The organism is Ruegeria sp. ABV4_181 (assembly GCF_056158465.1).
In genome coordinates, this window is sequence record NZ_JBSWTI010000002.1 from 1,653,018 (window position 1) to 1,678,020 (window position 25,003).

The window sequence follows — 25,003 nt, forward strand, 5'->3', positions numbered from 1 at the left end:
AACCCCCGGTCGTTGACCGGGGGCTTTGCTTTTCTCCTCAGTGGGGTTTCTCACCCCTGCAGCGATTTCACCTCGACATCCCCTTCGGCCTGCGCCTTGATCGCCAATGCTGCGGCGTGACTGGCGGCTGCGGTCGTGAAATAGGGGATTTTGTCATAAAGCGCGATGGAGCGGATGGACTTGCTGTCCTCGACCGCCTGTGCGCCCTCGGTGGTGTTCATCAGCAATTGGACCTGCCCGTCCTTCAACATGTCCACCACGTCCGGACGGCCTTCATAGACCTTGTTGACCACGTCGCAGCCCACCCCATGGCTGGCCAGCCAGGACTGGGTGCCGCGTGTGGCCACCAGCGCAAAGCCCTGTTCGGCCAGAACCTGCGCGGCCTCCAGCATGGCGGCGGTTTTGTCGGCATCCTTGATCGAGATAAACGCACGGCCCGATGACGGCAGAACCATACCGGCCCCCATCTGCGCCTTGAGGAAGGCACGCGGGAAGTCGCGATCCCAGCCCATAACCTCACCGGTCGAGCGCATTTCCGGACCCAGAATGGTATCGACGCCGGGGAACCGGGCAAAGGGCAGTACCGCCTCTTTCACCGAGAACCACGGCATGTCCGGGTCGGCCAGCGTCATCTGGTCAGCGATCTTGGTGTCATCCACGGTCTTGTAGGCCGGGCGCATCGGGAAGTTCGAGAGTTTCTCGCCCGCCATCACGCGGGCTGCAATTGACGCAATCGCGCTGTCAGTTGCCTTTGCGACAAATGGCACTGTGCGTGAGGCGCGCGGGTTCACCTCGATCAGATAAATCTCATCGTCCTTGATCGCGAACTGCACATTCATCAGGCCGACGACATTCAGCGCCTTGGCCAGTTTGAACGCCTGATCCTTGATCTGGTTGATGATCTCTTTCGACAGCGAATAGGGTGGCAGCGAACAGGCCGAGTCGCCCGAGTGTACGCCGGCCTCTTCGATATGCTGCATGATGCCCGCGACGTGAACGTCCGTTCCGTCGCAGAGCGCATCCACATCCAGTTCCACCGCGCCGGCCAGATAGCTGTCCAGCAGAACCGGGCTGTCGCCCGAGACCACAACCGCCTCGTTGATATAGCGCCGCAGCTGATCCATATCGCGGACGATTTCCATCGCGCGGCCGCCCAGAACGTAAGAGGGGCGGATGACCAGCGGGAAGCCGATCTCGTCGGCAATCTCCAATGCCTGTTCGTCTGTTGAGGCGATGCCGTTCTTGGGCTGTTTCAGACCCAGTTCGTTGACCAGCGCCTGGAAACGCTCACGGTCTTCGGCCAGATCGATGGCATCCGGCGTTGTGCCGAGGATCGGAATTCCTTCGGCCTCCAGCGCATTGGCCAGTTTCAGCGGGGTCTGACCGCCGAACTGAACGATGACGCCGTGCAGCGTGCCGTTTTCCTGCTCTTTCGTCAGGATTTCCATAACGTGTTCGAAGGTCAGCGGCTCGAAATACAGCCGGTCCGAGGTGTCATAGTCCGTGCTGACCGTCTCGGGGTTGCAGTTGACCATGATGGTCTCATAGCCCGCATCGGTCAGCGCAAAACAGGCATGGCAACAGCAATAGTCGAACTCGATCCCCTGTCCGATGCGGTTCGGGCCACCGCCGAGGATGACAACCTTTTTCCGGTCGGAGGGGCGCGCCTCGCACTCGACCTCACCCATCATCGGGGCTTCGTAGGTCGAGTACATGTAAGGCGTCTGCGCCTCGAACTCGGCGGCGCAGGTGTCGATCCGTTTGAACACGGCGGTGACGCCCAGATTGCGGCGGGCGCGGCGAACGTTGCTTTCTTCGCGGCCGGTCAGGTTGCCCAAGCGCGCGTCGGTAAAGCCCAGCATCTTCAGCTTGCGAATGCCCTCTTCAGTCACCGGCAGGCCGTCTTTACGCACCGTGCGCTCGGCCTCGATGATCTCGCGGATGCGGGCCAGGAACCATGGGTCGAACTTGGTGACGCCAAAGATTTCGTCATCGGTCAGCCCATGACGCATGGCTTGCGCGATTGTGCGCAGGCGGTCAGGCGTCTGCTGGCTGATCGCCTTGATCACGGCGGCCCTGTCGTCAGCCTCATCCCAGAGACCCACGTTCAGACCGGCGATTTCGATCTCGTCAAACCCGGTCAGGCCGGACTCCATCGAGGCCAGTGCCTTTTGCATCGACTCGTGAATCGTGCGGCCAATGGACATTGCCTCACCCACCGACTTCATCGCGGTGGTCAGATAGGGTTCGGAGCCCGGGAATTTTTCAAAGGCGAATTTCGGAATTTTTGTCACGACATAGTCGATGGTCGGCTCGAACGAGGCCGGGGTCACTTTGGTGATGTCATTGTCCAGTTCGTCCAGCGTATAGCCCACGGCCAGCTTGGCTGCGATCTTGGCAATCGGGAAACCGGTCGCCTTGGACGCCAGCGCCGAGGAGCGCGACACGCGCGGGTTCATCTCAATCACGACCATCCGGCCATCATCGGGGTTGATCGCCCATTGCACGTTCGAGCCGCCGGTCTCGACCCCGATCTCACGCAGCACGGCGATCGAGCCGTTGCGCATGATTTGGTATTCCTTGTCGGTCAGCGTCAGGGCCGGGGCGACGGTGATCGAGTCACCGGTATGCACGCCCATCGGGTCGACGTTTTCGATGGAACAGACGATGATGGCGTTATCGGCCGTGTCGCGCACCACCTCCATCTCGTATTCTTTCCAGCCCAGAAGGCTTTCATCGACCAGGATTTGATTGACGGGCGAGGCATCCATGCCTGAGCGGCAGAAATGGATGTAATCCTCACGGTTATAGGCCACGCCGCCGCCGGTGCCGCCCAGGGTAAAGGCGGGGCGGATGATGGCGGGCAGGCCGATCTCTTCCAACTCGTCCAAGGCAAACTGCACACCGGCATCCAGATCGGCGCTGCCGTCTTCCTTGCGAGGGGCGGTGACAATGGTTGCCTTGGGGTTCTCAAGCCCGAGCCGGTCCATCGCCTCGCGGAACAGTTTGCGGTCTTCTGCCATTTCGATGGCGTCGCGTTTGGCCCCGATCATCTCGACACCAAACTCGTCCAGCACTCCCATTTCTTCCAGAGCAAGCGAGGTGTTCAAGCCGGTCTGACCGCCCATCGTGGGCAGCAGCGCATCGGGGCGTTCTTTTTCGATGATCTTGGCGACAACCTCGGGCGTAATCGGTTCGATATAGGTGGCGTCCGCCAGCCCCGGGTCGGTCATGATCGTGGCCGGGTTCGAGTTCACCAGAATGACCCGGTATCCTTCTTCGCGCAGTGCCTTGCACGCCTGAGCGCCGGAATAGTCGAATTCGCAGGCCTGACCAATGACAATGGGGCCTGCCCCGATTATCATGATCGACTTGATGTCGGTTCTTCTCGGCATGGCCTTGCCCCTTCGATTTTCCACGAGTCACGGGCACCGCCCAAGCGCCCAAATTGTCCTGCCTTATAGGCACCGCACGAAAAGGTTCAAGAGGTATCGGAATCGGGGATGAAATTGCCGCTTTCCCCTCTTTCCCTTGCCGACGTATTCTCTATACCGCGCAGCACGGCAAATGAGGATGCACTTGCGTATTCGTTTCGATCAGGGCCCGGCCGGGCCCGGAACCAGTTTCGACCGGCCGGCCGATGTGATCCGCGCAGACACGGCGGAGGATGTGCCCCAGGCGATGGCGGCGCTGGATGAGGCGCGGACCGAAGGCGCATGGGTGGCGGGTTACGCCAGCTATGAGCTGGGCTATGCGCTGGAGCCGCGGTTGGCCGACCGGCTGCCAAAGGGGCGGCGTCTGCCGTTGCTGTGTTTCGGTGTGTTTGACGAACCCGCACAGCGTGACCTTCCGGCGCCTGCCGGTGGGGTCACCGGGTTCATCCCGCGCTGGAACGAGGCGCGGTATACGCAGGCTTTCCGGCAGGTTCATGATGCCATTGGGGCGGGCGACATCTATCAGGCCAACCTGACCTTTCCGATCGACCTGACCCTGGAAGGGGACAGTTCCGCCCTCTATGCCACGCTTGCAGGCGGCCAGACAGTCGGTCACGGCGCGCTGGTGCAACAGGACGGGTTGCCCGATCTGCTCAGCCGCTCGCCCGAGCTGTTCTTTCGCACCGATACCGACCGCGGTATCGAAACGCGCCCGATGAAAGGCACCCAGCCGCGCAGTGAAGACATGGCCGAGGACGCGCGCAGCCGGGCCTTTCTGTCGACCGACGAAAAGAACCGGGCTGAGAACCTGATGATTGTCGACCTTTTGCGGAACGACATCAGCCGCGTCGCGCTGCCCGGGTCCGTCAAGGTGCCGGAGCTGTTCAAGGTTGAAACCTATGCCACCGTGCATCAGATGGTTTCGCTGGTGCAGGCACAGCTTCACATGGGCGCGGAACTGTCCGATATTCTGGCGGCGCTGTTTCCCTGCGGGTCTATCACCGGAGCGCCCAAGATCCGCGCGATGGAGATTCTGTCCGAACTGGAACCCTGGCCCCGCGACATCTATTGCGGCACCATCGGCTGGGCTGCGCCGGACGGACGGTCCGAATTCAATGTCGCGATTCGTACCCTGATGGTCGAAGACGGTTCTGCCACGCTGAATGTTGGCGGTGGGGTGGTCTGGGACAGCACCGCCCCGTCAGAATATGAGGAAGCGCTATGGAAAGCCCGGTTTGCCAGCCAGTTCCACAAGGAACCCGCCTGATCGAGACGTTCCGCTACGATCCCGGTTCAGGATTTTTCGACATGCCGCGGCATTTGCAACGAATGGAACGCTCTGCCAGGGAACTTGGGTTTTCCTTCGACCGGAGCGCTGCGCAAGACCGGCTGGATGCGTTCCGGGCTGAGACGGTCAAGCGATGCCGCATGACACTGGGCGTTAATGGCGATCTGGATTTTACCTCCGCCGATCTGATCCAACCCAACGGCCGTTGGGTCGTGGCCATCGCTGAACAGCGGTTGCGCTCGGACGATCCCTGGCTGCGGCACAAGACGACGCGTCGCGCGATCTATGACGAAGCCCGCAAGACAATGCCCGAAGGGGTCGACGAACTGCTGTTTCTCAATGAACGCGACGAACTGTGCGAAGGGACCATCACAAACTTCTTCGTCAAACTGAAAGACGGAGCATATGTGACACCGCCGGTTTCCTCCGGCTGCCTGCCGGGGGTGCTGCGCCAAAGGTTGCTGGACGCAGCAAAAGTGCGCGAACGCGTCCTGTCCTTATACGATCTGCGTGATGCCCAGCATATCTGTGTGGGAAACTCTCTGCGTGGTGAAATCCGTGTTGACTATCGCGCATCGCCGGACAGTCCGCCAAGCCCTTGACCTGATGGGCAATGACGCGATTAATCATCTGTACATCTGTTGTCATGGGCAGGATCAGGCGAGGTTGGAAACCGGGTGAACAGGGAACGGGTAATTGCAGACCTGATGCCGGCTCAGGCCCGGCTGCGACTGGAGTTCGGGCTGTTTTTCATCGCGGTGCCGGTGCTGATTGCCGTCTTCTTTCCGCCCAGTTGGATGTTTCCGTCGCTGTTTACGTTCACGGCCATCGGCATTGTGCTGCTTCATTTTACGCCGGGATTTTCCTGGGCTGAACTGCGTTACAACTGGGGCAACTGGTCCTGGGCAGAGGTTGCGGTTTTCGCAGTGGCGATGACGGCCTTCTGCTCGGCGCTGGTGATGGCGACCCGTCCGGGAATGGCCTTTGCCCTGCTGCGCCAGCGGCCCGAATTCCTGGCGGTGATCTGGTTGGCCTATCCGGTGCTTTCGGCCCTGCCACAAGAGCTTTTGTTCCGCTCGCTGTTCTTCCGCCGTTACCACGCGATCCTGCCGGACGGGCGGGCGGCCTATCTGCTGAATGCGGCGCTGTTTTCGCTGGCACATCTGATGTACTGGAGCTGGATCGTCGCGGTCATGACCTTTGCCGGCGGGCTGCTGTTCACCTGGGCCTACCGCAGGCGCGGATCGTTTTTCTATGCCGTTCTGCTGCACGCCATCGCAGGGAACATCATCTTTGCGGCGGGTCTGGGCATCTATTTCTACTCTGGCAACGTGCAAAGGCCGTTTTGACGGCGCGACCTGCCTTGACTTTCCAAGTCTGACGGGGTGTATCGGCGCGACGAATTCTGCGCCCGAAGGGATATGATCCATGCACGCCTATCGCAGCCATAACTGCGCCGCTCTGACCGCCGCCAATGTCGGTGAAACCGTCCGCCTGTCCGGCTGGGTGCATCGTGTCCGAGATCACGGCGGCGTGCTGTTCATTGACCTGCGCGACCATTTCGGCGTGACGCAGGTTCTGTGCGATGGCGACAGCGCGGCGTTTGCCGAGCTGGAGAAGGTGCGCTCGGAATGGTGCATCCGCGTCGACGGCACCGTCAAGGCGCGCGATCCGGAGCTGGTGAACCCGAAACTGCCCACCGGCGAGATCGAAGTGTATGTGCGTGAGCTGGAAGTTCTGGGTGCTGCCGACGAATTGCCGCTGATGGTATTCGGCGATCAGGAATACCCCGAGGAAACCCGCCTGCGCTATCGTTATCTGGACCTGCGCCGCGAGGCGATGCAGCAGAACATGACCCTACGCTCGGACGTTGTTGCATCCATGCGCAAACGGATGTGGGATCAGGGCTTCCGCGAGTATCAGACGCCGATCATCACCGCCTCGTCGCCCGAAGGCGCGCGCGACTTCCTGGTGCCCTCGCGTTTGCATCCGGGCAAGTTCTATGCGCTGCCGCAGGCCCCGCAGCTGTTCAAGCAGCTGATCATGGTTTCGGGCTTCGACAAGTATTTCCAGATTGCGCCATGCTTCCGCGATGAAGACCCGCGCGCGGATCGTTCGCCGACCGATTTTTACCAGCTCGATCTCGAAATGTCGTTTGTTGAACAGCAGGATGTGTTTGACACCATCCAGCCTGTTCTGACCGGTGTGTTCGAAGAGTTCGGCGGCGGGCGCAAGGTTGATCAGGACTGGCCGCAGATTTCCTACAAGGATTCCGCGCTGTGGTATGGCACCGACAAGCCGGACCTGCGGAACCCGATCAAGATGCAGGTGGTCTCTGAGCATTTCCGCGGTTCCGGCTTTGCAATTTTTGCCAAGCTGCTGGAGCAGGAAGGCACCGAAATCCGTGCGATCCCAGCGCCAACCGGCGGCAGCCGCAAGTTCTGTGACCGGATGAACGCCTTTGCCCAGAAAGAGGGTCTGCCCGGCATGGGCTACATCTTCTGGCGTGATCAGGGCGAAGGGATGGAGGCCGCAGGGCCTCTGGCCAAAAATATCGGCCCCGAACGCACCGAAGCGATCCGTCAGCAACTGGGTCTGGGCGTCGGCGATGCGGCGTTTTTCCTGGGTGGCAAGCCGAAAGCCTTTGAAAAAGTCGCGGGCAAGGCGCGCGACGTGATCGGTGACGAACTGAACCTGACCGAGAAGGACCGCTTCGCCTTTGCCTGGATCGTGGATTTCCCGATTTATGAGCAGGACGAGGAAACCGGCGCGATCGACTTTGAGCACAACCCGTTCTCAATGCCGCAGGGCGGGATCGAAGCGTTGCAGGGTAACCCTCTGGACGTGCGCGGGTATCAGTACGATCTGGCCTGTAACGGGTACGAGCTGGTCTCGGGCGCGATCCGGAACCACAAGCCGGAGATTATGCTGAAAGCCTTTGAGCTGGCGGGCTATGGTGAGGATGAGGTCAAGTCCCGCTTTGGCGCCCTGTTCAACGCGTTCCATTATGGTGCCCCGCCGCACGGCGGCTGCGCCGCGGGGATCGACCGGATCGTTATGCTGCTGGCGGATGAGGCCAACATCCGCGAAGTCATGATGTTCCCGATGAACCAGCGCGCCGAAGACCTGATGATGGATGCGCCGTCCGATCCGACTTCGGATCAGTTGATGGAGCTGGGGCTGCGCATCATCCCGCAAGATTGATCAGAAACCCGCCGCAAACCCTGCGGCGGGTTTTTTCTGCGGCCGGCGCGCGGGAACACCAAAGTTGCGCCGGTTCCTCACTCCAACGGGTCGGCCATGCCGCCGCGATTGACGCGAATGTTTCGGGCCGTTGTACGGGTTTGGCGATAAACCCAGATACTCAGGATTGTTGCGGTCAGAAAATATGCCGTCGCCATCTCAGATCGCCTCACGCTGTTCCAGCCGGGCCTGAACGATGCCCGCGACCTGAGCTGTCAGCGCGGTTACGGGCGAGCCGTCCATCCGCGACGCGGCCAGTTTTCGCGCGGCGATTTCCAGAACCGTGTCGTCGGCATCGCGGGCGACACCGCGCAAAAACTGGGCGACGTAGTCAAGCGTGCGTTGATCGTTTGGTCCGGCCAGCACATCTGCGATATGCGCCATGTCGTCCTGATAGGCCATCGGGTCAGGGCGGATAACTTCGTCACGAATGGCGTTCAGGCTGCTGGGGCGGCGATCTTCGGGCAGGCATTCCAGGATGAGTTTCTGAAAGCAGGACAGCGATTTCAGAGGCTTGGTCAGAAACCCGTCTGCACCCGCTTCAAACGCCGTTTCCTGCGTGTCGTGGTCGCCGGACATGCCAAGAATGGCCCCGATGCGCGGCATTGCGACCGACAATTCAGCAATCAGGTCTGCCCCGCACCCATCCGGCAAACCCATATCCACCAGTATTACCGAGGGGCGGTAGATCTGCAGATGCCGTCGCGCCGATGTCAGGCAATCCGCGCGCCGGATACGAGCGCCGCTATGCAGGCACATAAGCCGGATCGCATCACAGGCATAACGGCTGTCTTCGACAACCAGAATGGTTTGGCCCAGCAAAGGCCGCGTCGCGGTCGGCTGCGCGGGGGAGGCGAATGCGCTCGAATTGTCCATGACAGAACTCCTAATCAGCAGATGCCTCACGCTAGGAACTTCTGGCTAACACAGGGTTAACGGCAATTTGGCGCACTTGTCCTTTGCCCCAACAGCCCCCATAACCGCTGCAACGCAGAACCGAAGGAGAGTTCCATGATTGGTCGCCTGAACCACGTCGCCATTGCCGTTCCCGATCTTGATGCCGCGTCCGAACAGTATCGCAGCGCGTTGGGTGCAAAGGTCGGCGCGCCGCAGGACGAGCCCGACCACGGCGTGACCGTCGTGTTCATCGAACTGCCCAACACCAAGATCGAGCTGCTCCACCCGCTGGGCGACGACAGCCCGATCAATGGGTTTCTGGAAAAGAACCCGGCTGGCGGTATTCATCATGTCTGCTATGAGGTCGACGATATTATCGCTGCCCGTGATCACCTGAAAGACACCGGCGCCCGCGTGCTGGGCTCGGGCGAGCCCAAGATCGGCGCGCATGGCAAGCCGGTTCTGTTCCTGCACCCCAAGGACTTCAACGGCTGCCTGGTCGAGCTTGAGCAGGTCTAACCCAATCGAAGAGAGGCCAATATGACGATCACCGCTGCGTTGGTTCTGTTTGCCGTCATCTGGTTCATGACGCTGTTGGTGGTGCTGCCGATCCGCATCAAGACGCAGGGTGATTTGGGGGATATTGTTCCGGGCACCCATGCAGGTGCGCCGGAAGTGCATCACATGAAAAAGAAAATGTGGATCACCACCGGCATTTCAGTGGTGCTTTGGGCCATTATTGCCGGGATCATCATCTCTGGCGTGATCTCGGTGCGCGATTTCGACTGGCTGAACCAGTTGGAGCCGCGCGGCTAGCTGTCAGGGCGTTGGCCCCGACAAGCGGTGGAAAATATGCGTGAATGTGGCGGCTCCGATAATCGGGATCACCAAATTTACCAGCGGCACAGACAGCGGAATGGCCATCAATGTGCCCGCCAGCCAGATGGTGGATGAATGTTTGGCGCGCAGCTTGCGCGCGCCGTCGCGACCCACCCGGCGCATCGCGGCCAGTGTAAAATACTCCCGACCCAGCAAGAAGCCGTTCATCGACCAGAAAATAAACGGAGCCAGAGGCGTGAAGATTACGTAGAGGATCAGCGCCAGCAGGTTGGCCACGATCAAGACACCCAGAAACCCAAGCGCATCGCGCAGCGCGTCGCTGAACGGTATGCCGGGCACGCGGGGCAGGGCGGGGTAATGCTTGTCCTCAACCGCCTGTGCTACTTCTTCCAGAAACATCGACGTAATCGCCGAAGCCACCGGCACCATCAGGAAGACAGGCAGGATGATGACCAGAAATATGCCGGAATAGTTCATCACGTCATTCAGCCAGGGAACCGCCCCGATAAAGGGCAGCGAAATCTCATTGCCGGAAAGCCGGTTGATCAGCCAGATCGCTCCGGCGCAGGCCGCGATCAGCAGTACGATCGTCAATCCGACGCCGCGCAGCAACACGGCGCGAAACTTCGGGTCACCGATCTGGCCAAGTGCAGCGAAAAAGGCGTTGAGGATGATCATTCCGAGACCCATTCTGTCAGCGCGGCGACATCCGGGCGCGGTCGTTCCGGCGGCGTTGTGCCTTCGGTTGCAATATGGATCAGCCCGGCGACCCGTTCGTTTTCCTGCAGGCCGAACGCCTTGCGACAGAAATCGCGGTCATGCGTTTGCCAGCCCGACAGCCAGTTGGCCCCCCAGCCGGCGGCAAGGGCGGCGTTCAGAAGCGCCAGACAGACCGCACCCGCGGAATAGGTTTGTTCGATCGGCGGGATTTTTTCCGAAGGTTTTTGCACTTCGATCACGGCAACGGCCAGATGGCCCATGTCGAACTGGCTGCGCGCCTTTGCGATCTCCTCGGGGGATTTGCCCAAAGCCGCACCGCAGTCCTGCGTCAGGTCAGACAGGCGTTGCATCGCGCCCTTTTCCAGCACCAGGAACCGCCAGGGTTCAAGCTTCCCATGATCCGGGCTGCGCGCTGCGGCCGTCAAAAGCGGCATCAGCTGTTCCCGCGTGGGTGCCGGTGACACCAGCGTCTTGGCCGGGCGCGACCGGCGCGATTGCAGGAACTCCAGGGCGGCCGGGTTGTTCAGGGACATATGTTAACTTCCTTTACATGGGCAGTCTGTATCTGGTTGAACGTCTGGCGGGATTCAAGGGCAAACGGCTGGATTGGCTGGATCAATTTCATTCCCCGGCGCCGCGTGCAAGAGTGTTGGCGAACAGGAGATGACGATGGCAAAACCGAAACTGCGCGATCTGCCCGATCTGAGCGCGCATGCCACGCCCGGCAGGGTGATCCCGGTGCGGGTTTCACCCAAATCCGCACGTGATGATGTGGCTGTGAAAGGGGGCACCATCCGCATTTCCGTGACCGCGCCGCCGGAGGGCGGCAAGGCCAATGATGCGGCGCGCCGATTGCTGGCCGCTGCGATGGGTGTAGCGCCGTCGGCTCTGATCCTGAAACAGGGTCAGACCGCGCGGGACAAACTGATTGCCTAAGCGCCCTGAGCCGGTTTTTCGTGGATCTGATACACCCCTTCCGGCAGGTCCAGTGCAGCGGCCAGATCACGCACCTGTTCCGGTGACAGGGTGATCCTCTGGATATTGTCCGTGCGGGGGTCCAGCTGCTCTAGCGTGACACATTCAGCAAAGCTGTTGATGACGACATCCTCCTGCAAAGGTCTTGCGCCTTCGTCTACCAGAGTAATGACCGTCGAGTTGAATTCATGCTCAATCGAAAACATGAAACCAGAGTGCAGGGCGGACGTCTGCAATGCAACCCGTTCCTGCGCAATCAGGCTGTGGCAGTCCGCCAGCGACCACGCTATGGTTTCGCAAACGAGGTCGCCGTTTCAAGGGATTATGAATGCGCCGTCTGACCATTTTTCTGTTTCCTCTGGTGCTGGCGGCCTGCGATGCCGGCCCCCTGCGTGTGCAAACGGTGGATGAGTGGACGCAGCAGTCGAATGACTTTCAGGTGGATGCCCAGGCCTTTCAGGAAATCAGCCGTGCGGTCGGCAAAGAGGCGCGCGCCGAATGCCTGCGTCAGGCCAGGGTCAGCAATTGCGATTTCACCATCCTGGTCGACCTGAATCCGCGCGCACCGGCAAACGCCTTTCAAACCCTCGACGACAAGGACCAGCCGGTGATCATTTTCACCCGGTCGATGATCCAATCCGCGCAGAACAGGGATGAACTGGCCTTTGTAATGGGGCACGAAGCCGCGCATCACGTTTTGGGGCATATCGATCGCCAGTCGCAAAGCGCGCGGGAAACCGCGGTGATCTTTGGCGATCTGGGCAAACTGCATGGTGAAAGTGGCAAGGCGCTTGAACGTTCGCAGAAGCTGGGCGCCGAGGTTGGTGTGCAGGTCAATGTCAGGGAATACGAGCTTGAGGCGGATCAACTGGGGACCATCATTACCCATAACGCGGGGTTCAATCCGTTGATTGGCGCCAAGTATTTTGATCGCCTAGTCGATCCCGGAGATTTTTTTCTGGCGACCCACCCACCCAACGCCGAACGCGTTCAGATCGTTCTTGAGACCGCCCGACAGCTTGGCCTGACGCAATGACTTCTCTGACCCGTCTTGGCGTGATCCTGACGGATCGCGGTTCGAAATATGCGGTGACCGGCGCTTCCGTGCGTTCGCGGGCGGATGTCGATGCGGTTCTGAGCGCGCTGAAAACTGACAAAGCCTATGCCAAGGCCACGCACAACACCTGGGCGGCAATGTTGCCAACCGGGGCGCTCAAGGCGGATGACGGCGAAAGCGGGGCGGGGATGGTGATCCTGCGAATGCTGGAGCGTGCGGGGCTGGAAGACCATGTCGTCATCGTCACACGCTGGTACGGCGGTAAAAAGCTGGGCGGAGATCGATTTCGCCGGGTGCAGGATGCCACCCGCGCTTACCTGGACCATATCGGTGTCGGACCTTGACCTGAGTCAAGGGGCTGACGGCACAGGTGCGATACCCTTTCCTGGACCTGCGGTAAGGAAAGGACACGCGATGCTCAACCGAGATACGCTAAGGCGTCATGCCGGGCTGGTTGATCAGATGGCAACAAAGCTCGGGGTCGATCTTGAGACCGCCGCGATCGGCGGCGAGGTTTCGATCGACCAGATTTCGGATGCCGTTATCCGGTGTACCGACTGCCCGAACCCTTCGCATTGTCAGAATTTTCTGAACCGGCCCGACCCCGCAGGCCGGACACCGGAATATTGCCGAAACCAGGAATTGCTAAACAAGTTGATGCCGGAATAAGCAGGGCGCAGACATGCTCCATCTTGGAGAGATCATGACCCATATTCGCCTTGTTCTGCGTATGGGGCAGGCGACGGGAACGGATTTGGTCCTGGCCCATCGGGAAGGGCACCTGACCCAGCAGGACTGGGCAGAGATGATCCAGTTCTGTCGCGGCTGTGGATGGGCGCGACACTGCCCTGACTGGCTGGACCGCCACGAATGCGCCACCGGTGCCCCGCCATGCTGCCGGAACCAGCCGCGGTTTTCTGCGCTGAAAGCAATGCAAAAACAGGAACTCTGATGACACGGTTTGTTCTGGGTGATGTCGAGAAACACTTCTGGCTCACCCGCTCCGTTGCGCGATGCATGAATATTTCGCTGACCGAAGCGATGGTCGAAGGGCGTCTGACGGCTGAGGAGTACGCGGAATTGGTGACGCGCTGCCGGGCGTCGCATTGCAGCGGTCAATGCGCGATCTGGTTGTCCGAACAACAGACGCGGGCGCAACAAGCCCCGGACTTCTGCCCGAATGCGCCCGTTCTCAACAGGTTGAAGGTCTAGTCAGAGCCTGGAGTGAGTGCCGTCGCACAGCGGAGGATTTCCGCTGTGCTTACATCCGCAGAAAAACACCTTCTTGCTGCTGTCGGCGGTGTATTTGACCGGCTCAAACCCGGTGTCCTTGTGGGATCCGTCGCAAAACGGTTGCCGCTTGGATCGTCCGCACGCGCACCAGAAATAGCTTTTGCCCTCGGTCACTTCGACCGGGAAAGGCGCTTTTTGTGCGATGTTGGGGCTGTCTGACATGTGGCTACTCCGTTTTTAGCTGCTGTCACGATGCCAGTGTAAACGGAAGCGCGGAAAACGGTAGCAATTGCTCAAAAAACCGCTGTTTTTGGCCCGGTTACAAGCGTTGTTCCGCCTCTGGTCACGATCCCGTGACTGATTTCGTTGCAATAGTACCATTGAGGTCGTATTCTGAGACCGGCCCCGAATTCTTGGGCAATATCAGAAAATTAATAGAGGATTGACGGACATGAAACTCAAATTTGCTGCCGTTAGCGCATTTGCCCTTGTACTGGCTGCATGCTCGCAGCAGGAGGAGCCGGCGCCGGTTTACATCACGCCCGAGTATGACAAGTTCGGCTCGCCGAGCTGTCCGGCGGGAACTGAACTGGCCACGACCGAAGCGGGACAGACTGTCTGTAACCCGGTCGCACAATAAGCATTCCGCGGGCGGCTTTCCCCAAAGCCGCCCGCACCTATTTCACACGAATTGACCGCCCGGGTGGCGGTTTTTTCTTGCCCACCCTGGCGGATCAGGATTTAGTGCGGCCGAGTGCAGGACAGAGGGCGCATGCGGAACTTCTTTACCCGTCTCAGAGATCGCTGCCGTTGGAGTTGGCAGGGGCTGATCGCTACTTGGCACGCGGAATACTCATTTCGCGTTTGGGCCTGGGCTAACCTGCTTTCCGCAGCGCTTGCCCTATGGCTGCCCCTGACGGCGGGATTGCGCGCGCTGATACTGGTATTGGGTCTGCTCGTCCTTGTCGCCGAACTGTTCAACACGGCGATTGAGCGGGCGGTTGATCACACCTCGACCGAACGCAGCGAACTGGCAGGGCAGGCCAAGGATATCGCCAGCGCTGCGGTCGCATTGACAGCCATTGCAGCCGGCGTGGCATGGGCCGTTGGCCTTTTGAGCCTGCTCTGATTCATATATTCGGCTTCAGTACCTGTTCCGCAGCAAGCCGCGGCGGTAATAGTGGCGCTTGATGCCGTAACGCCTTGGTATGTAGTAGGGCGTATATCGCTTTTTGGGATGTCCAAACACCGACCGGTGATGTCTTTTCACCGGTTTGACGTGATGGACCCTGGGTTTGGCCTTGTAGTGGTACACCTTTGGCGCAGCATAGTACCGGTTCACCCGGTATTTGCCGTGGGTATGGTGCAAGGGTTTTGATCCGACGAAAACAAAACCGCCAGAGCTGATGCTGAAGCCATTGGCGACAGCGGGTGCGGCATAAAGCTGGACGGCAAGAACCGCCGTCATGCATTTCAACGCAAAGGGGCTCAGACTTGACATTGGACCCTCCTGGATACGAATTCCGGGTGTCCTGTCATGATCCGGCATTTGACGGCAAAGCGCTAATAAACTTGGCTCACGCTTCGCCTATCCGGGGTGAGCGGGCAAGCCGCGTCAGCGCAGCTTGCCCCAGAGGTCGTAATCTCCGGCCTCGTCAACCTCGACCCGGACCACGTCGCCGGGAGAGAGATTTTCGAACCCTTCATCGATGAACAGGTTGCCATCAATCTCCGGAGCGTCTGACTTGGTACGGCAAGTGGCGGCCTCACCGTCGACCTCATCCACGATCACGTCGAGCGTCTGGCCGACCTTGGCGGCCAGCTTGGCCTCGGAAATGGCCTGCGCCTTTTCCATGAACCTTTCCCACCGGTCCTGTTTGACCTCGGACGGCACATGGTCGGGCAGATCGTTCGACCGGGCGCCATCCACGTTTTCGTATTGAAAACACCCGACACGATCCAGCTGCGCCTCGTCCATCCAATCCAGAAGCGTCTGGAATTCAGCCTCGGTTTCACCGGGGTAACCCACGATAAATGTCGAGCGCAGGGTGATATCGGGACAGGTCGCACGCCAGGCGGCGATCTCGTCCAGCGTTTTGGCGGCTGCCGCCGGACGTGCCATGCGCCTGAGAACGTCGGGATGGGCATGCTGGAAGGGAATATCCAGATAAGGCAGAATGTTACAGCCTGCGTCCGCCATCAGCGGGATCAGGTCGCGGACATGCGGATAGGGGTAGACGTAGTGCAGCCGCACCCAGGCGTCCAACTGCCCCAATTCGCGCGCCAGATCTGTGATGTGGCTGCGCACCTCGCGATCTTTCCACGGGTTCACATCGTATTTCCGGTCAAGCCCATAGGCTGAGGTATCCTGCGAGATCACCAGCAACTCGCGCACACCGTTTTCGACCAGCTTCTCGGCCTCACGCAGAACCGCATGGGCCGGGCGGCTGACCAGTTTGCCGCGCATGTCCGGGATGATGCAGAATTTGCACTTGTGGTTACAGCCCTCGGAAATCTTGAGATAGCTATAGTGGCGCGGGGTTAGTTGCACGCTGGCGGCGGGCAGCAGGTCCACGAATGGGTCGGGATCAGGCGGAACGGCCGTATGCACGGCATCCAGAACCTGTTCGTACTGGTGCGGGCCGGTAACGGCCATGATTCGCGGATGGTGTTCGCGGATGTAGTCGGGTTCTGCACCCAGACAGCCGGTGACGATGACCTTGCCGTTTTCAACAAGAGCTTCGCCAATGGCGTCCAGCAACTCGGCCTTGGCGCTGTCGAGAAACCCGCAGGTGTTCACGATCACGGCATCCGCCCCTGAATAGTCCGGTGAAATCCCGTATCCTTCGGCTCGCAGGCGGGTCAGAATCCGCTCGCTGTCGACCAGAGCCTTTGGGCAGCCCAGCGACACCATGCCGATCGTGGGCTGGTTCGGACGGGGCGCATCGGTGATCCGGGCGGCAGGCGCCAGGTCGGGGCGGAGGTTTGGCGGGTTCGTGGTCATGGCGCGGCATATAGTGGGGAACGCTTCCCCTTGCAAATGCAGCGCAGGCTTTGAATGATCTTTTTAACGCATGCCAGATAAGCGGAGAGCAGAAAAATGAAGTGGCTGTTGCGCATCCTGTTTCTTTTTGTCGCCGCATTTGGCTTGGTCATAGGCGCCTTGTTGCTGATGCCGGGCGACAAGCTGGCCGCGATTCTGGCCGAACAGGTCAAGGGTGAGACCGGCCGCGACCTGACGCTGTCCGGTGACGTCAGCCTGTCCTTCTGGCCGGTTCTGGGGATGGAAACAGGCCCGGTCACTTTCGGAAACGCGCCCTGGGCAGGACCCGATCCGATGCTAAGCGCTGAAAGCCTGGCCGTCGGTGTCGATGCGGCCGCGCTGTTGAATGGCGATTTGCGGATCAGGCGCATCGTTGCGGACAACCCGGTGCTGCGCCTCGAATTGTCTGAGGGACGTGGCAACTGGGAGCTGGATGCCACAACTCCTCCCGCATCGGGCACAGGCACAAGCGCAAGCGGCGGCACAGCGAATACGGCAACCGTAGCCCCAGGTGGGGCCGTCACGCTGGACCGGCTTAAGTTCACCAATGCGCGGCTGATCTACGTCGAAAATGGCGTCGAAACTTATGATTTTTCCAATGTCGATCTGTCCGCCAGCTGGCCCGATATATCCGCGCCCATGGTGCTGGACGCGCGGATGGACGTTCCGGGCGGCAAGGTCAGGGTGGACCTGAAAATCCCTGATCTGCCTGCCTATGCCTCGGGCGCGGTGGCACCTCTGGAACTTGCGCTGACCGCGCCGGGCGGCGAGGTCGGCTTTGACGGGCGCGTCAATCTGGCCGGAGAGATGGACGGCAAGCTGAACGTCAAGACGAAGAACACCGAGCGGATGCTGGCGGCGTTTGGTCAGAGCGGCGTCGGCGTACCGCTGGGTCTGGGCCGCGCGGCAGAGGTTTCAGCGAAGATGACATATACGAAGGAGGGCCGTATTTCGCTGCGCGACCTGGTGGCGGCACTGGACCACAACCGGCTCACCGGCGAGGCGGACATCGAAATCTCGGATCCGCCGAAGATCACCGCCCGTCTGAAGGGCGGGGATATCGACCTGTCCCGCTATAACAGGTCCGCCGCCCCGACCGGCGGCGGAACCGGGTCGACGGGTGGTGGAGCCGGTTCGGCGCCCAGCCAAAACAGCGGCTGGTCAAAAACCCCGATTGACGCCTCGGCCCTGGCACTGGCGAACGGAGAGATACGCCTGACGGCCAATTCCATCGCGGTGCCGGATCTGACGCTGGGCCCAAGCGACCTGACGCTTAACCTTGACCGCTCCCGCGCGGTTCTCAGAATGAACCCGGCGACCTTGTTTTCAGGTCAGCTGAACGGGCGGGTCGTGGCCAACAACCGCAACGGATTGTCTGTGGGTGGCAAGCTGAGAGCCAAGGACATCAACATCCAACAAGCCCTTTCGACGCTGGGCGGGATCGACCGCCTGTCTGGTTCCGGTTCAGGGACGTTCGAGTTTCTGGGCGTCGGGCAATCCGAAAACCAGATCATGCGCTCGCTGAGCGGTAAGGGGAATCTGAAGGTCGGCAAGGGCGTGATATCCGGCATCGATCTGGATCGCCTTATGGGACGCGGCAAAGGATCCGGTGGAACAACTGTGTTCAACAGCCTGACCGCCAGTTTCAACATTGATAAGGGCGTGCTGACCAATAAGGACCTGTTGATGTCGCTGGATAACTTCCGCGCGGACGGAAAGGGGCGCGTCGGCATCGGTGCGCGCAATATCAACTATCTATTTACCCCGGTGGCTCTGCGCGCCAATTCCGGCAAAGGCTTGTCCGTACCTGTCCGTATCACTGGCCCGTGGAGCAACCCGTCCATCAAGCCGGACCTGAGCAAAGTGATCGAGGCAGCTGCCGAAGGTAAACTCAAGGACCTTGAGGACGACGCCAAGCAGCAGGTTCTGGACAAGGTCGGGGACGAGTTGGGCACCGCGGTCCAAGACAGCGAAAGTGTCGAAGATGTTCTGAAAAACAAGCTTGAAGAGGAAGCGAAGAAAGGCTTGCTCAATCTGCTGGGCGGAAATTAGGGAACCGGGGCGCTAATCCGCCCCGACCCGTGCTTTGTTCAGATGGTCTGATCGTAGTCGCCGACGCCGGGCTCGGTTTGGATGACCGCATCGATATCGGCGAAAATCGCGCGCATTTCCGCTTCGCTTTCGCAGCTTTCGCAGACAACAACAAGGTTCGGAGTGTTCGACGAAGCGCGCACCAGACCCCAGCTGCCATTGTCCAGAATGACCCGCGCGCCGTTGACGGTGACAACCTCTTTGATCGCGCGGCCCGCGAGTGTTTCACCCGCGTCGGCCATGGCGACCAGCTTACCGACCAGCCGCTTGAGGACATCGTATTTCTCGGTGTCGGCGGCATAGGGTGACATGGTTGGCGTCGACCAGGTTCGGGGCAGCGCCTTGCGCAGGTCCGACATGCTTTTGTCCGGGTTGCGGTCCATCAGCTTGCAGATCTCCACCGCGACCCGCATGCCGCAGTCATAGCCGCGCCCGATCGGTTCGGCCAGAAAGTAGTGCCCTGATTTCTCGAACCCGGCCAGGGCGTTGATTTCCTTGACCCTGCGCTTCATGTGGCTGTGGCCGGTTTTCCAGTAATCCGCCTTGACGCCATGGGCTTGCAATTCGGGGTCGCTGGCAAACAGGCCGGTCGATTTCACGTCTGCCACGAAGGTCGCATTGGGATATAGCTTGGCCAGATCGCGGGCCATGATCACACCGACCTTGTCGGCGAAAATCTCCTCGCCCTCGTCATCGACAACACCACAGCGGTCGCCATCACCGTCAAACCCAAGCGCCATGTCGGCACCGCTGGATTTCACGGCATCAGCCATGTCGTGCAGCATCTCCATGGCCTCGGGATTGGGGTTGTAGTTGGGGAAGGTGTAGTCCAGCCGGTTGTGGCTGGGTACAATCTCGACCCCCATCCGTTCGAAAATCTCGGGCGCAAAGGCCGAGGCGGTGCCGTTTCCGGTTGCGCAAACGACCTTGAGCGGGCGGGACATTTTGAAATCCCCAACCAGATCGTCGATATACGCCTCTTTCACCCCTTCAACGAACTCATAGGATCCGCCTTCATGGGGCAGACCTTCACCATTCAGGACGATGTCGCGCAGTTCGGACATTTCGTCGGGGCCGTGGGTCAGCGGGCGGTCAAAGCCCATCTTGACGCCGGTCCAGCCGTTCGGGTTGTGGCTGGCCGTGACCATGGCCACAGCCGGAACATCCAGATGGAACTGGGCGAAATAGGCCATCGGGCTGAGCGCCGGGCCGATATCCTTGACCTGAATGCCAGCCTGCATCAGCCCCAGAATCAGTGCGTTCTTGATCGCCAGCGAATAGTCGCGATAGTCGTTTCCGACCGCGATCACCGGGTCGATCCCGCGCCTGCGCATCTGCGTACCCAGACCCAGCCCAAGGGCGGTCATGCCGGGCAGGTTGATCTCTTCCGGATATTTCCAGCGCGCGTCATATTCGCGAAAGCCGGTGGGCTTGATCATCGGGTCGCGCAGAAAACTCCAGGTGTTGGGGGTCACCTCGGGGATGGGCTTGGTCATATTATTGCTCTTGTTCAGACTTGAATTGGGTTGGCCTTGGCCAGTGCATCAAAGCGCATCAATGTGTCAACCAATTGAGGCATCTGGTCCAGCGGGATCATGTTGGGCCCGTCAGAGGGTGCGTTATCCGGGTCCTGATGCGTTTCGATGAACACTGCACCAACGCCCAGCGAAACCGCGGCGCGCGCCATGACTGGGGCGAACTCTCGCTGTCCGCCGGATGAACCGCCTTTTCCGCCAGGTTGTTGAACCGAATGGGTCGCATCCATGACCACGGGATAGCCGGTTTTGGCCATCTGCGGCAGCGCCCGCATATCGGCGACAAGGGTATTGTATCCAAATGAGGTTCCACGTTCCGTTAAAAGGATGTTCCGGTTACCGGTGCTTTCGATCTTTTCAACGATATTGGTCATTTCCCAAGGGGCCAGGAATTGACCCTTTTTGACATTCACGGCCTTGCCCGTGTTGCCGGCCGCCAGCAGCATATCTGTCTGGCGGCACAAAAAGGCCGGGATTTGCAGGATGTCGACGGACTGGGCCGCAATGGCGCATTGCGCTTCGGTGTGAACGTCGGTCAGCACCGGAACACCCATCGTCGTGCGGATGTCATCCAGAACTTTCAGCCCTGCATCAATCCCCATGCCGCGCTTGCCGGACAGCGAGGTGCGGTTCGCCTTGTCATAGGAGGCCTTGAAAACATACTGCGCACCGGCGGCGTCGCAGGCCTCTTTCATTTTGCCTGCGATCATCTGAGCATGATCGGCAGTTTCAAGCTGGCAGGGGCCGGCAATGATCGTCAGAGGCAGATCATTGCCGACCGTGAGATCGGAGATTTTTACATGTTTCATGTGTCTTACGAGGATACCTGTTCACGAAGGACCGACGCGGTAAGCGAGATCATCAGGTAGATACCAGCAAACAACAGGAAAGCCAAAATCGTATTTTCGAACTTGCGCGGATAGCTGGGTTCCTCGCTGGGCACCGGGTTAACCGACACCGTCAGATAGCGAACCTTGCGGTTTGCTTCGGTCCGCGTGGTTTCCATCTGTTCCATTGCGGTTTGCAGCATCATGTCACGGGCTGCCAGATCGGCCTGGGCCATCTGAATGCGCACGCTCAGACGAGCCAGCGAATTCTCGCCTGCCGAGACATCCAGCATTTCGGCGTTCAGCTCTGCAAGAACAACTTCCAGACGTTCGATATCCGCGCGGACACCATCGACCTTGGCCTGGTTCGGGCGCAGGTTGTCCAGCAGAGCCGCCAGCTGAAGCTCTTTATCCTGTATCTGGATCTCGATTTCATTGATGCGGGTCCGCAAGCCTGCCAGCACGTTTTCAGGGTCAAGAACGGCGCCCTGCAACTGCAACTCGATCAGTGTTTCCTGGGCTTTCCGTCGTTCTTCCTGTGCGGACTTAAAGCCCTTCAGCGCGTCTCGCATCTGGTCTTCGCGTTTCAGCTCTGTCAGCCCGTTTATTGTCTCTTCGGCATAGGAAATAAGCTTGCTTGACAGGTCCACCGCGATGTCCGCGGTCGGTGCGGCGACCTCCATTCGGATGATGCCGTCGGTCGGATCGTATCCGATGACCACCATTCGCTTGTACAGCTTGTATGTTTCTTCCAGCGACGCGTCCGGCGACAGCCTCTGGATCGGATCGATCCAGTCCTGTTTGAAAATCCCGGAGAACCCGACATCCCGTTCCAGCCGCTGCAGCGCGTCTTTGGATTCCAAAAACTCCTGCGTCGCGACTGAATCCTGCGCCGTGGCAAATTGCGTGCCGGACAACAGCCCGCCGATTGATCCGCCGCCGCCATCTGCCTGCAGGATCGAAAACGCCGAGTCGCTGGCGTACATCGGCGTTGCCACACGGTAAAAATACAGACCCACGATCAGCGTGGGCAGCAGGACAAATGCCGCCAAACGGGCAAACAGAGCAAACAGCTTTCGCTTGCGGCGGCGCGCGATGTCCTTCTGTATCTCACTGATTTCAAAATCGCGGCGCTGTGCCGGGCTGATTTCGCGGCCCGGCAGGGTTTGTGGTCCTTCCGTCACCGTCTGTGGCAGCTGAATCGTGATCTTGTCCTTGATCCGGTCGTCCGCAGCCGTTCGATCGGCCGCCAGATCCAGCAGGTTTGCACGTTCAAAGGGGTCGATCCCCATCAAGCGCAATTGCCGGACCGCATCATAATCCGATGTCACCGCAAGACCGTTTTTCTGCGCCAGACGCCGCGCCACGCGCAATTGCCGGCCGGTCAGCCCTTCCTGCCTGATCTCGTCGATCTCGGTTGCCGGGGGCGCGTCAGCGACATCCTCGGCCGGTTGCGTCGCCTTTCTGATGCGCGAAATGGCATCCGCGCGGGCGTCAGGCGTGCCGGCGGCTTTGCGACTGCGGCGCAGATTGTACTTTCTAGCCCTGGGTTTGGTAGTCATATAGCTGCTTCGCTTCTTCCAAGGTTTCGAACATGTATAGCTGGCCGTCCAGAAGAACCGCGGCCTGACGGGCGAATTTTTCCAGCACGGCCGGATTGTGCGACACGATTACCAGAGTTGTCGTGCGCAGCCTTTCCTGCAGGATGTCGCCTGCTTTCCTGTTGAACTCAACATCCGTCGTTGCCGGCATGCCCTCGTCGATCAGGTACATGTCGAAGTCAAGCGCCAGCATCAGCGCAAAGGTAAACCGCGCCTTCATCCCGGATGAATAGGTGGCCAGCGGCTGATTGAAATATTCACCCAATCCGCACAGCCAACTGCAATAGGCTTCGACGTAATCCGGGTCCATCCCATAGATCTTGGCGATGTACCGGGCGTTTTCCAGCGCCGACATTTTGCTGGATACGCCCCCGGTGAACCCCATTGGAAACGAAATCCGGCAGGATTTGCGGATCACACCCTCATCCGGTTTTTCCAACCCTGCCATCATGTTGATCAGCGTGGTTTTTCCGGTTCCGTTCGGCGCAAGAATGCCGATGGATCTGCCAAGCTCGACCCGGAACGAGACCCGGTCCAGGATCACCTTGCGGCGCGTCCCGGTCCAGAAGGACTTGCTGACATTCTCGAACTCAAGCATTCAGGGCCTGCTGCTCTTGGTGTTTGGTGCACCGGTCTGACCGGTGAAGGAGCGGTTAATTTATGGGTCCATGTTGGCTACATTATGTCGAATTGTGAAACAAATGATCAATGCGATCCTAAGCCCCCTGTTGGTATTGTGACTTTTGCACCGGTTGGCCCCCGGCGGCGCGTTGACTACATTTCAACCCGACCGTGAACCAGTTTGAAGTGGGAAACCTTGCGATCCGATGAATTCGCTACAAAAGGAAATAGCGTCCTGCCGCATTTGCGCGGACAGGTTCCGGGCGACGGAAACCGCGCATGAGCCGCGCCCAGTGGTCTGGTTTCGGCAGGGCACGCCGATCCTGATCGCAGGGCAGGCACCGGGCGCGCGTGTGCATGCCTCCGGCCGCCCTTTCACGGATCCGTCCGGGGACCGGCTGCGCGAGTGGTTGGGGATCGACGATTCCGTGTTTTACGACCGTGACCGGGTGTCGATCGTTCCGATGGCGTTTTGTTTCCCCGGTTACAACGAACGCAAAGCAGACCTTCCGCCGCCGGCGATTTGCGGGCAGACGTGGCATGAGCAGGTCATGAAGGCGTTGGGTGATGTGCCCCTGACGGTTCTTGTCGGTGGCCACGCGCATAAATATCACCTTCACGTGCGCACGCCTGTTTCCGAGACCGTCCGCAACTGGCGGGACCATGCGCCGCGGGTCTTTGCCTTGCCCCATCCGTCCTGGCGGAATACGGCATGGTTGAAGAAAAACCCGTGGTTCGAGGCCGAGCTTTTGCCGGTTCTGCGCGCCCGGGTGCAAGAGGTTCTGAATGACTGAGACTACGGCCCTGGATGCTGCACATGCCGCGATGGAAGCCGCCCCGCAGGATGACGCGGCGCGTCTGCGGTTTTTCGAAAGGCTTGCGGATAGCGAGCTGTTCCTGTTGCTGACCGAAGAAGCAAAAGACGAACACATTTCGCCCGAATTTTTTGATGTTGCGGATGGCCGGTTCGTTCTGGCCTTTGATCGAGAGGACAGGCTGGCCCGTTTCGCCGAACGCCCTGTGCCCTATGTGGCGCTGTCCGGTCGGGTGCTTTCATCCATGCTGTCCGGGCAGGGGATCGGTCTGGGATTGAATCTTGAGGTCGCGCCATCTTCGATGCTCATCCCCGCCGAGGCGCTGGGCTGGCTTTCGGATACATTGCGGCATGGCCCCGAACAGGTGCAGCAGCGACTGGCGCAGTTCCTGGCGCCATCGGGGTTGCCGGACGATCTGCTGACCGCGCTGGATGCGAAACTGGCCACGGCCGTTGGGCTGGCCCAGTCGGCCTATCTGGTCGGAACCAGATCGCATGAAGGTGTCGCGGGGCATTTGCTGGGCTTTGTGGGGGCGGTGGAGGGCGCCGAACCGGCCCTCGCCAAGGCGGCGTCCGAAGCGTTGACGTTTTCGGGAATCGAGGCCGGAGCGATGGATGTCGGCTTTTTTGCCGCGCAGGATCAGGTGGCAGCGGCTTTGGCGCGGGTCGGGCTTCGCTTTGACCTGCCGCAACCCGAACAGCGCGTGGTCACGCAGATTGCGCCGGGCAGCGATCCGGCCAAACCGCCAATTCTGAAGTGACCTGACCTTGCGAAAAGCCCCGC

29 protein-coding genes are annotated in these 25,003 nt (G+C 60.0%); 17 read left to right on the forward strand and 12 right to left on the reverse strand.

Features of this window, described 5'->3' with window-relative positions:
* Positions 1 to 50 precede the first annotated feature (50 nt).
* A complete protein-coding gene (gene carB / locus ACXAC3_RS08160; protein ID WP_475158593.1) occupies positions 51 to 3,395 on the reverse strand; it encodes a carbamoyl-phosphate synthase large subunit in 3,345 nt (1,114 codons plus the stop codon).
* Positions 3,396 to 3,573: 178 nt separating this feature from the next.
* On the opposite strand from carB, the gene ACXAC3_RS08165 reads away from it, so the two are divergent.
* The 4 genes from ACXAC3_RS08165 (at position 3,574) to aspS (ending at position 7,926) form a co-directional block, all read left to right on the forward strand.
* On the forward strand, positions 3,574 to 4,701 hold the full coding sequence (locus ACXAC3_RS08165; protein WP_475158598.1) for an aminodeoxychorismate synthase component I: 1,128 nt from the start codon (positions 3,574 to 3,576) through the stop codon (positions 4,699 to 4,701).
* Positions 4,656 to 5,324, forward strand: coding sequence for an aminotransferase class IV family protein (locus ACXAC3_RS08170; RefSeq protein WP_475158599.1), 669 nt, complete (start codon positions 4,656 to 4,658; stop codon positions 5,322 to 5,324). The genes ACXAC3_RS08165 and ACXAC3_RS08170 overlap by 46 nt, the downstream gene beginning before the upstream one ends.
* Before the next feature lie 75 nt (positions 5,325 to 5,399).
* Complete coding sequence (locus tag ACXAC3_RS08175) at positions 5,400 to 6,071, forward strand: CPBP family intramembrane glutamic endopeptidase (RefSeq protein ID WP_475158601.1); 672 nt, start codon at positions 5,400 to 5,402, stop codon at positions 6,069 to 6,071.
* 79 nt (positions 6,072 to 6,150) lie between these two features.
* Entirely contained in the window at positions 6,151 to 7,926 is a 1,776-nt protein-coding gene (gene aspS, locus ACXAC3_RS08180; RefSeq protein WP_475158603.1) for an aspartate--tRNA ligase, read from the forward strand.
* A 198-nt stretch (positions 7,927 to 8,124) separates the two neighbouring features.
* On the opposite strand, the gene ACXAC3_RS08185 is transcribed toward aspS, so the two are convergent.
* Positions 8,125 to 8,841 carry a response regulator gene (locus ACXAC3_RS08185; RefSeq protein ID WP_475158606.1) on the reverse strand — a complete coding sequence of 239 codons (717 nt, stop codon included), beginning with the start codon at positions 8,839 to 8,841 and terminating at the stop codon, positions 8,125 to 8,127.
* Between the two features lie 135 nt (positions 8,842 to 8,976).
* Here ACXAC3_RS08185 and mce point away from each other — a divergent pair, with 135 nt between their 5' ends.
* Positions 8,977 to 9,381 carry a methylmalonyl-CoA epimerase gene (mce, locus tag ACXAC3_RS08190; RefSeq protein ID WP_475158609.1) on the forward strand — a complete coding sequence of 135 codons (405 nt, stop codon included), beginning with the start codon at positions 8,977 to 8,979 and terminating at the stop codon, positions 9,379 to 9,381.
* Positions 9,382 to 9,402: 21 nt separating this feature from the next.
* Positions 9,403 to 9,678, forward strand: coding sequence for a DUF1467 family protein (locus ACXAC3_RS08195; protein ID WP_475158611.1), 276 nt, complete (start codon positions 9,403 to 9,405; stop codon positions 9,676 to 9,678).
* 3 nt (positions 9,679 to 9,681) lie between these two features.
* Here the strand turns inward: ACXAC3_RS08195 and ACXAC3_RS08200 are convergent, their stop codons facing one another.
* Complete coding sequence (locus ACXAC3_RS08200) at positions 9,682 to 10,380, reverse strand: EI24 domain-containing protein (protein WP_475158613.1); 699 nt, start codon at positions 10,378 to 10,380, stop codon at positions 9,682 to 9,684.
* Positions 10,377 to 10,955 (reverse strand): nitroreductase family protein, encoded by a 579-nt coding sequence (locus ACXAC3_RS08205; RefSeq protein ID WP_475158615.1) that lies wholly within the window; start codon positions 10,953 to 10,955, stop codon positions 10,377 to 10,379. Before ACXAC3_RS08205 ends, ACXAC3_RS08200 begins: the two co-directional genes overlap by 4 nt.
* Positions 10,956 to 11,091: 136 nt before the next feature.
* Between ACXAC3_RS08205 and ACXAC3_RS08210 the strand changes: the two genes are divergently transcribed.
* On the forward strand, positions 11,092 to 11,358 hold the full coding sequence (locus ACXAC3_RS08210; RefSeq protein WP_475158617.1) for a DUF167 domain-containing protein: 267 nt from the start codon (positions 11,092 to 11,094) through the stop codon (positions 11,356 to 11,358).
* On the opposite strand, the gene ACXAC3_RS08215 is transcribed toward ACXAC3_RS08210, so the two are convergent.
* Positions 11,355 to 11,603, reverse strand: coding sequence for a hypothetical protein (locus ACXAC3_RS08215; protein ID WP_475163385.1), 249 nt, complete (start codon positions 11,601 to 11,603; stop codon positions 11,355 to 11,357). The two genes, ACXAC3_RS08210 and ACXAC3_RS08215, sit on opposite strands and share 4 nt — an antisense overlap.
* Positions 11,604 to 11,725: 122 nt before the next feature.
* Here ACXAC3_RS08215 and ACXAC3_RS08220 point away from each other — a divergent pair, with 122 nt between their 5' ends.
* The 5 genes from ACXAC3_RS08220 to ACXAC3_RS08240 all read left to right on the forward strand — a co-directional run bounded on the left by ACXAC3_RS08220 (position 11,726) and on the right by ACXAC3_RS08240 (position 13,666).
* Entirely contained in the window at positions 11,726 to 12,433 is a 708-nt protein-coding gene (locus tag ACXAC3_RS08220; protein WP_475158618.1) for a M48 family metalloprotease, read from the forward strand.
* Positions 12,430 to 12,798: a YigZ family protein gene (locus tag ACXAC3_RS08225; protein WP_475158620.1), complete on the forward strand. Its 369-nt coding sequence runs from the start codon at positions 12,430 to 12,432 to the stop codon at positions 12,796 to 12,798. Before ACXAC3_RS08220 ends, ACXAC3_RS08225 begins: the two co-directional genes overlap by 4 nt.
* Positions 12,799 to 12,868: 70 nt before the next feature.
* Positions 12,869 to 13,123 (forward strand): DUF6455 family protein, encoded by a 255-nt coding sequence (locus ACXAC3_RS08230; RefSeq protein WP_475158622.1) that lies wholly within the window; start codon positions 12,869 to 12,871, stop codon positions 13,121 to 13,123.
* Positions 13,124 to 13,136: 13 nt separating this feature from the next.
* Positions 13,137 to 13,406, forward strand: a complete 270-nt coding sequence (locus ACXAC3_RS08235) for a DUF6455 family protein (protein ID WP_475158624.1) — start codon at positions 13,137 to 13,139, stop codon at positions 13,404 to 13,406.
* A complete protein-coding gene (locus ACXAC3_RS08240) occupies positions 13,406 to 13,666 on the forward strand; it encodes a DUF6455 family protein (RefSeq protein WP_475158625.1) in 261 nt (86 codons plus the stop codon). The genes ACXAC3_RS08235 and ACXAC3_RS08240 overlap by 1 nt, the downstream gene beginning before the upstream one ends.
* Here the strand turns inward: ACXAC3_RS08240 and ACXAC3_RS08245 are convergent, their stop codons facing one another.
* Positions 13,667 to 13,909, reverse strand: a complete 243-nt coding sequence (locus ACXAC3_RS08245) for a CDGSH iron-sulfur domain-containing protein (protein ID WP_475158627.1) — start codon at positions 13,907 to 13,909, stop codon at positions 13,667 to 13,669.
* A gap of 229 nt (positions 13,910 to 14,138) precedes the next feature.
* On the opposite strand from ACXAC3_RS08245, the gene ACXAC3_RS08250 reads away from it, so the two are divergent.
* Both ACXAC3_RS08250 and ACXAC3_RS08255 read left to right on the forward strand, forming a co-directional pair.
* Positions 14,139 to 14,327: a hypothetical protein gene (locus tag ACXAC3_RS08250; RefSeq protein WP_475158628.1), complete on the forward strand. Its 189-nt coding sequence runs from the start codon at positions 14,139 to 14,141 to the stop codon at positions 14,325 to 14,327.
* A gap of 132 nt (positions 14,328 to 14,459) precedes the next feature.
* Entirely contained in the window at positions 14,460 to 14,816 is a 357-nt protein-coding gene (locus ACXAC3_RS08255) for a diacylglycerol kinase (RefSeq protein WP_475158629.1), read from the forward strand.
* Between the two features lie 15 nt (positions 14,817 to 14,831).
* Here ACXAC3_RS08255 and ACXAC3_RS08260 read toward each other — a convergent pair whose 3' ends face one another.
* Positions 14,832 to 15,188: a hypothetical protein gene (locus ACXAC3_RS08260; RefSeq protein WP_475158631.1), complete on the reverse strand. Its 357-nt coding sequence runs from the start codon at positions 15,186 to 15,188 to the stop codon at positions 14,832 to 14,834.
* 114 nt (positions 15,189 to 15,302) lie between these two features.
* Positions 15,303 to 16,691, reverse strand: coding sequence for a 30S ribosomal protein S12 methylthiotransferase RimO (gene rimO, locus ACXAC3_RS08265; RefSeq protein WP_475158633.1), 1,389 nt, complete (start codon positions 16,689 to 16,691; stop codon positions 15,303 to 15,305).
* 96 nt (positions 16,692 to 16,787) lie between these two features.
* On the opposite strand from rimO, the gene ACXAC3_RS08270 reads away from it, so the two are divergent.
* Positions 16,788 to 18,782 (forward strand): AsmA family protein, encoded by a 1,995-nt coding sequence (locus ACXAC3_RS08270; RefSeq protein ID WP_475158634.1) that lies wholly within the window; start codon positions 16,788 to 16,790, stop codon positions 18,780 to 18,782.
* Positions 18,783 to 18,820: 38 nt separating this feature from the next.
* On the opposite strand, the gene ACXAC3_RS08275 is transcribed toward ACXAC3_RS08270, so the two are convergent.
* The 4 genes from ACXAC3_RS08275 to ACXAC3_RS08290 are packed head-to-tail and all read right to left on the reverse strand — an operon-like array spanning position 18,821 to position 23,382.
* A complete protein-coding gene (locus tag ACXAC3_RS08275; protein WP_475158637.1) occupies positions 18,821 to 20,317 on the reverse strand; it encodes a phosphomannomutase/phosphoglucomutase in 1,497 nt (498 codons plus the stop codon).
* Between the two features lie 14 nt (positions 20,318 to 20,331).
* Positions 20,332 to 21,165, reverse strand: coding sequence for a 3-deoxy-8-phosphooctulonate synthase (gene kdsA, locus ACXAC3_RS08280; RefSeq protein WP_475158641.1), 834 nt, complete (start codon positions 21,163 to 21,165; stop codon positions 20,332 to 20,334).
* Between the two features lie 5 nt (positions 21,166 to 21,170).
* Complete coding sequence (locus ACXAC3_RS08285; protein ID WP_475158644.1) at positions 21,171 to 22,745, reverse strand: KpsE/RkpR family capsule polysaccharide export protein; 1,575 nt, start codon at positions 22,743 to 22,745, stop codon at positions 21,171 to 21,173.
* Positions 22,723 to 23,382 (reverse strand): ABC transporter ATP-binding protein, encoded by a 660-nt coding sequence (locus ACXAC3_RS08290; protein WP_475158649.1) that lies wholly within the window; start codon positions 23,380 to 23,382, stop codon positions 22,723 to 22,725. The genes ACXAC3_RS08285 and ACXAC3_RS08290 overlap by 23 nt, the downstream gene beginning before the upstream one ends.
* A 229-nt stretch (positions 23,383 to 23,611) precedes the next feature.
* Between ACXAC3_RS08290 and ACXAC3_RS08295 the strand changes: the two genes are divergently transcribed.
* Both ACXAC3_RS08295 and ACXAC3_RS08300 read left to right on the forward strand, forming a co-directional pair.
* A complete protein-coding gene (locus tag ACXAC3_RS08295) occupies positions 23,612 to 24,199 on the forward strand; it encodes a uracil-DNA glycosylase family protein (RefSeq protein WP_475158650.1) in 588 nt (195 codons plus the stop codon).
* A complete protein-coding gene (locus tag ACXAC3_RS08300; protein ID WP_475158651.1) occupies positions 24,192 to 24,980 on the forward strand; it encodes an SseB family protein in 789 nt (262 codons plus the stop codon). Before ACXAC3_RS08295 ends, ACXAC3_RS08300 begins: the two co-directional genes overlap by 8 nt.
* Positions 24,981 to 25,003: the final 23 nt, after the last annotated feature.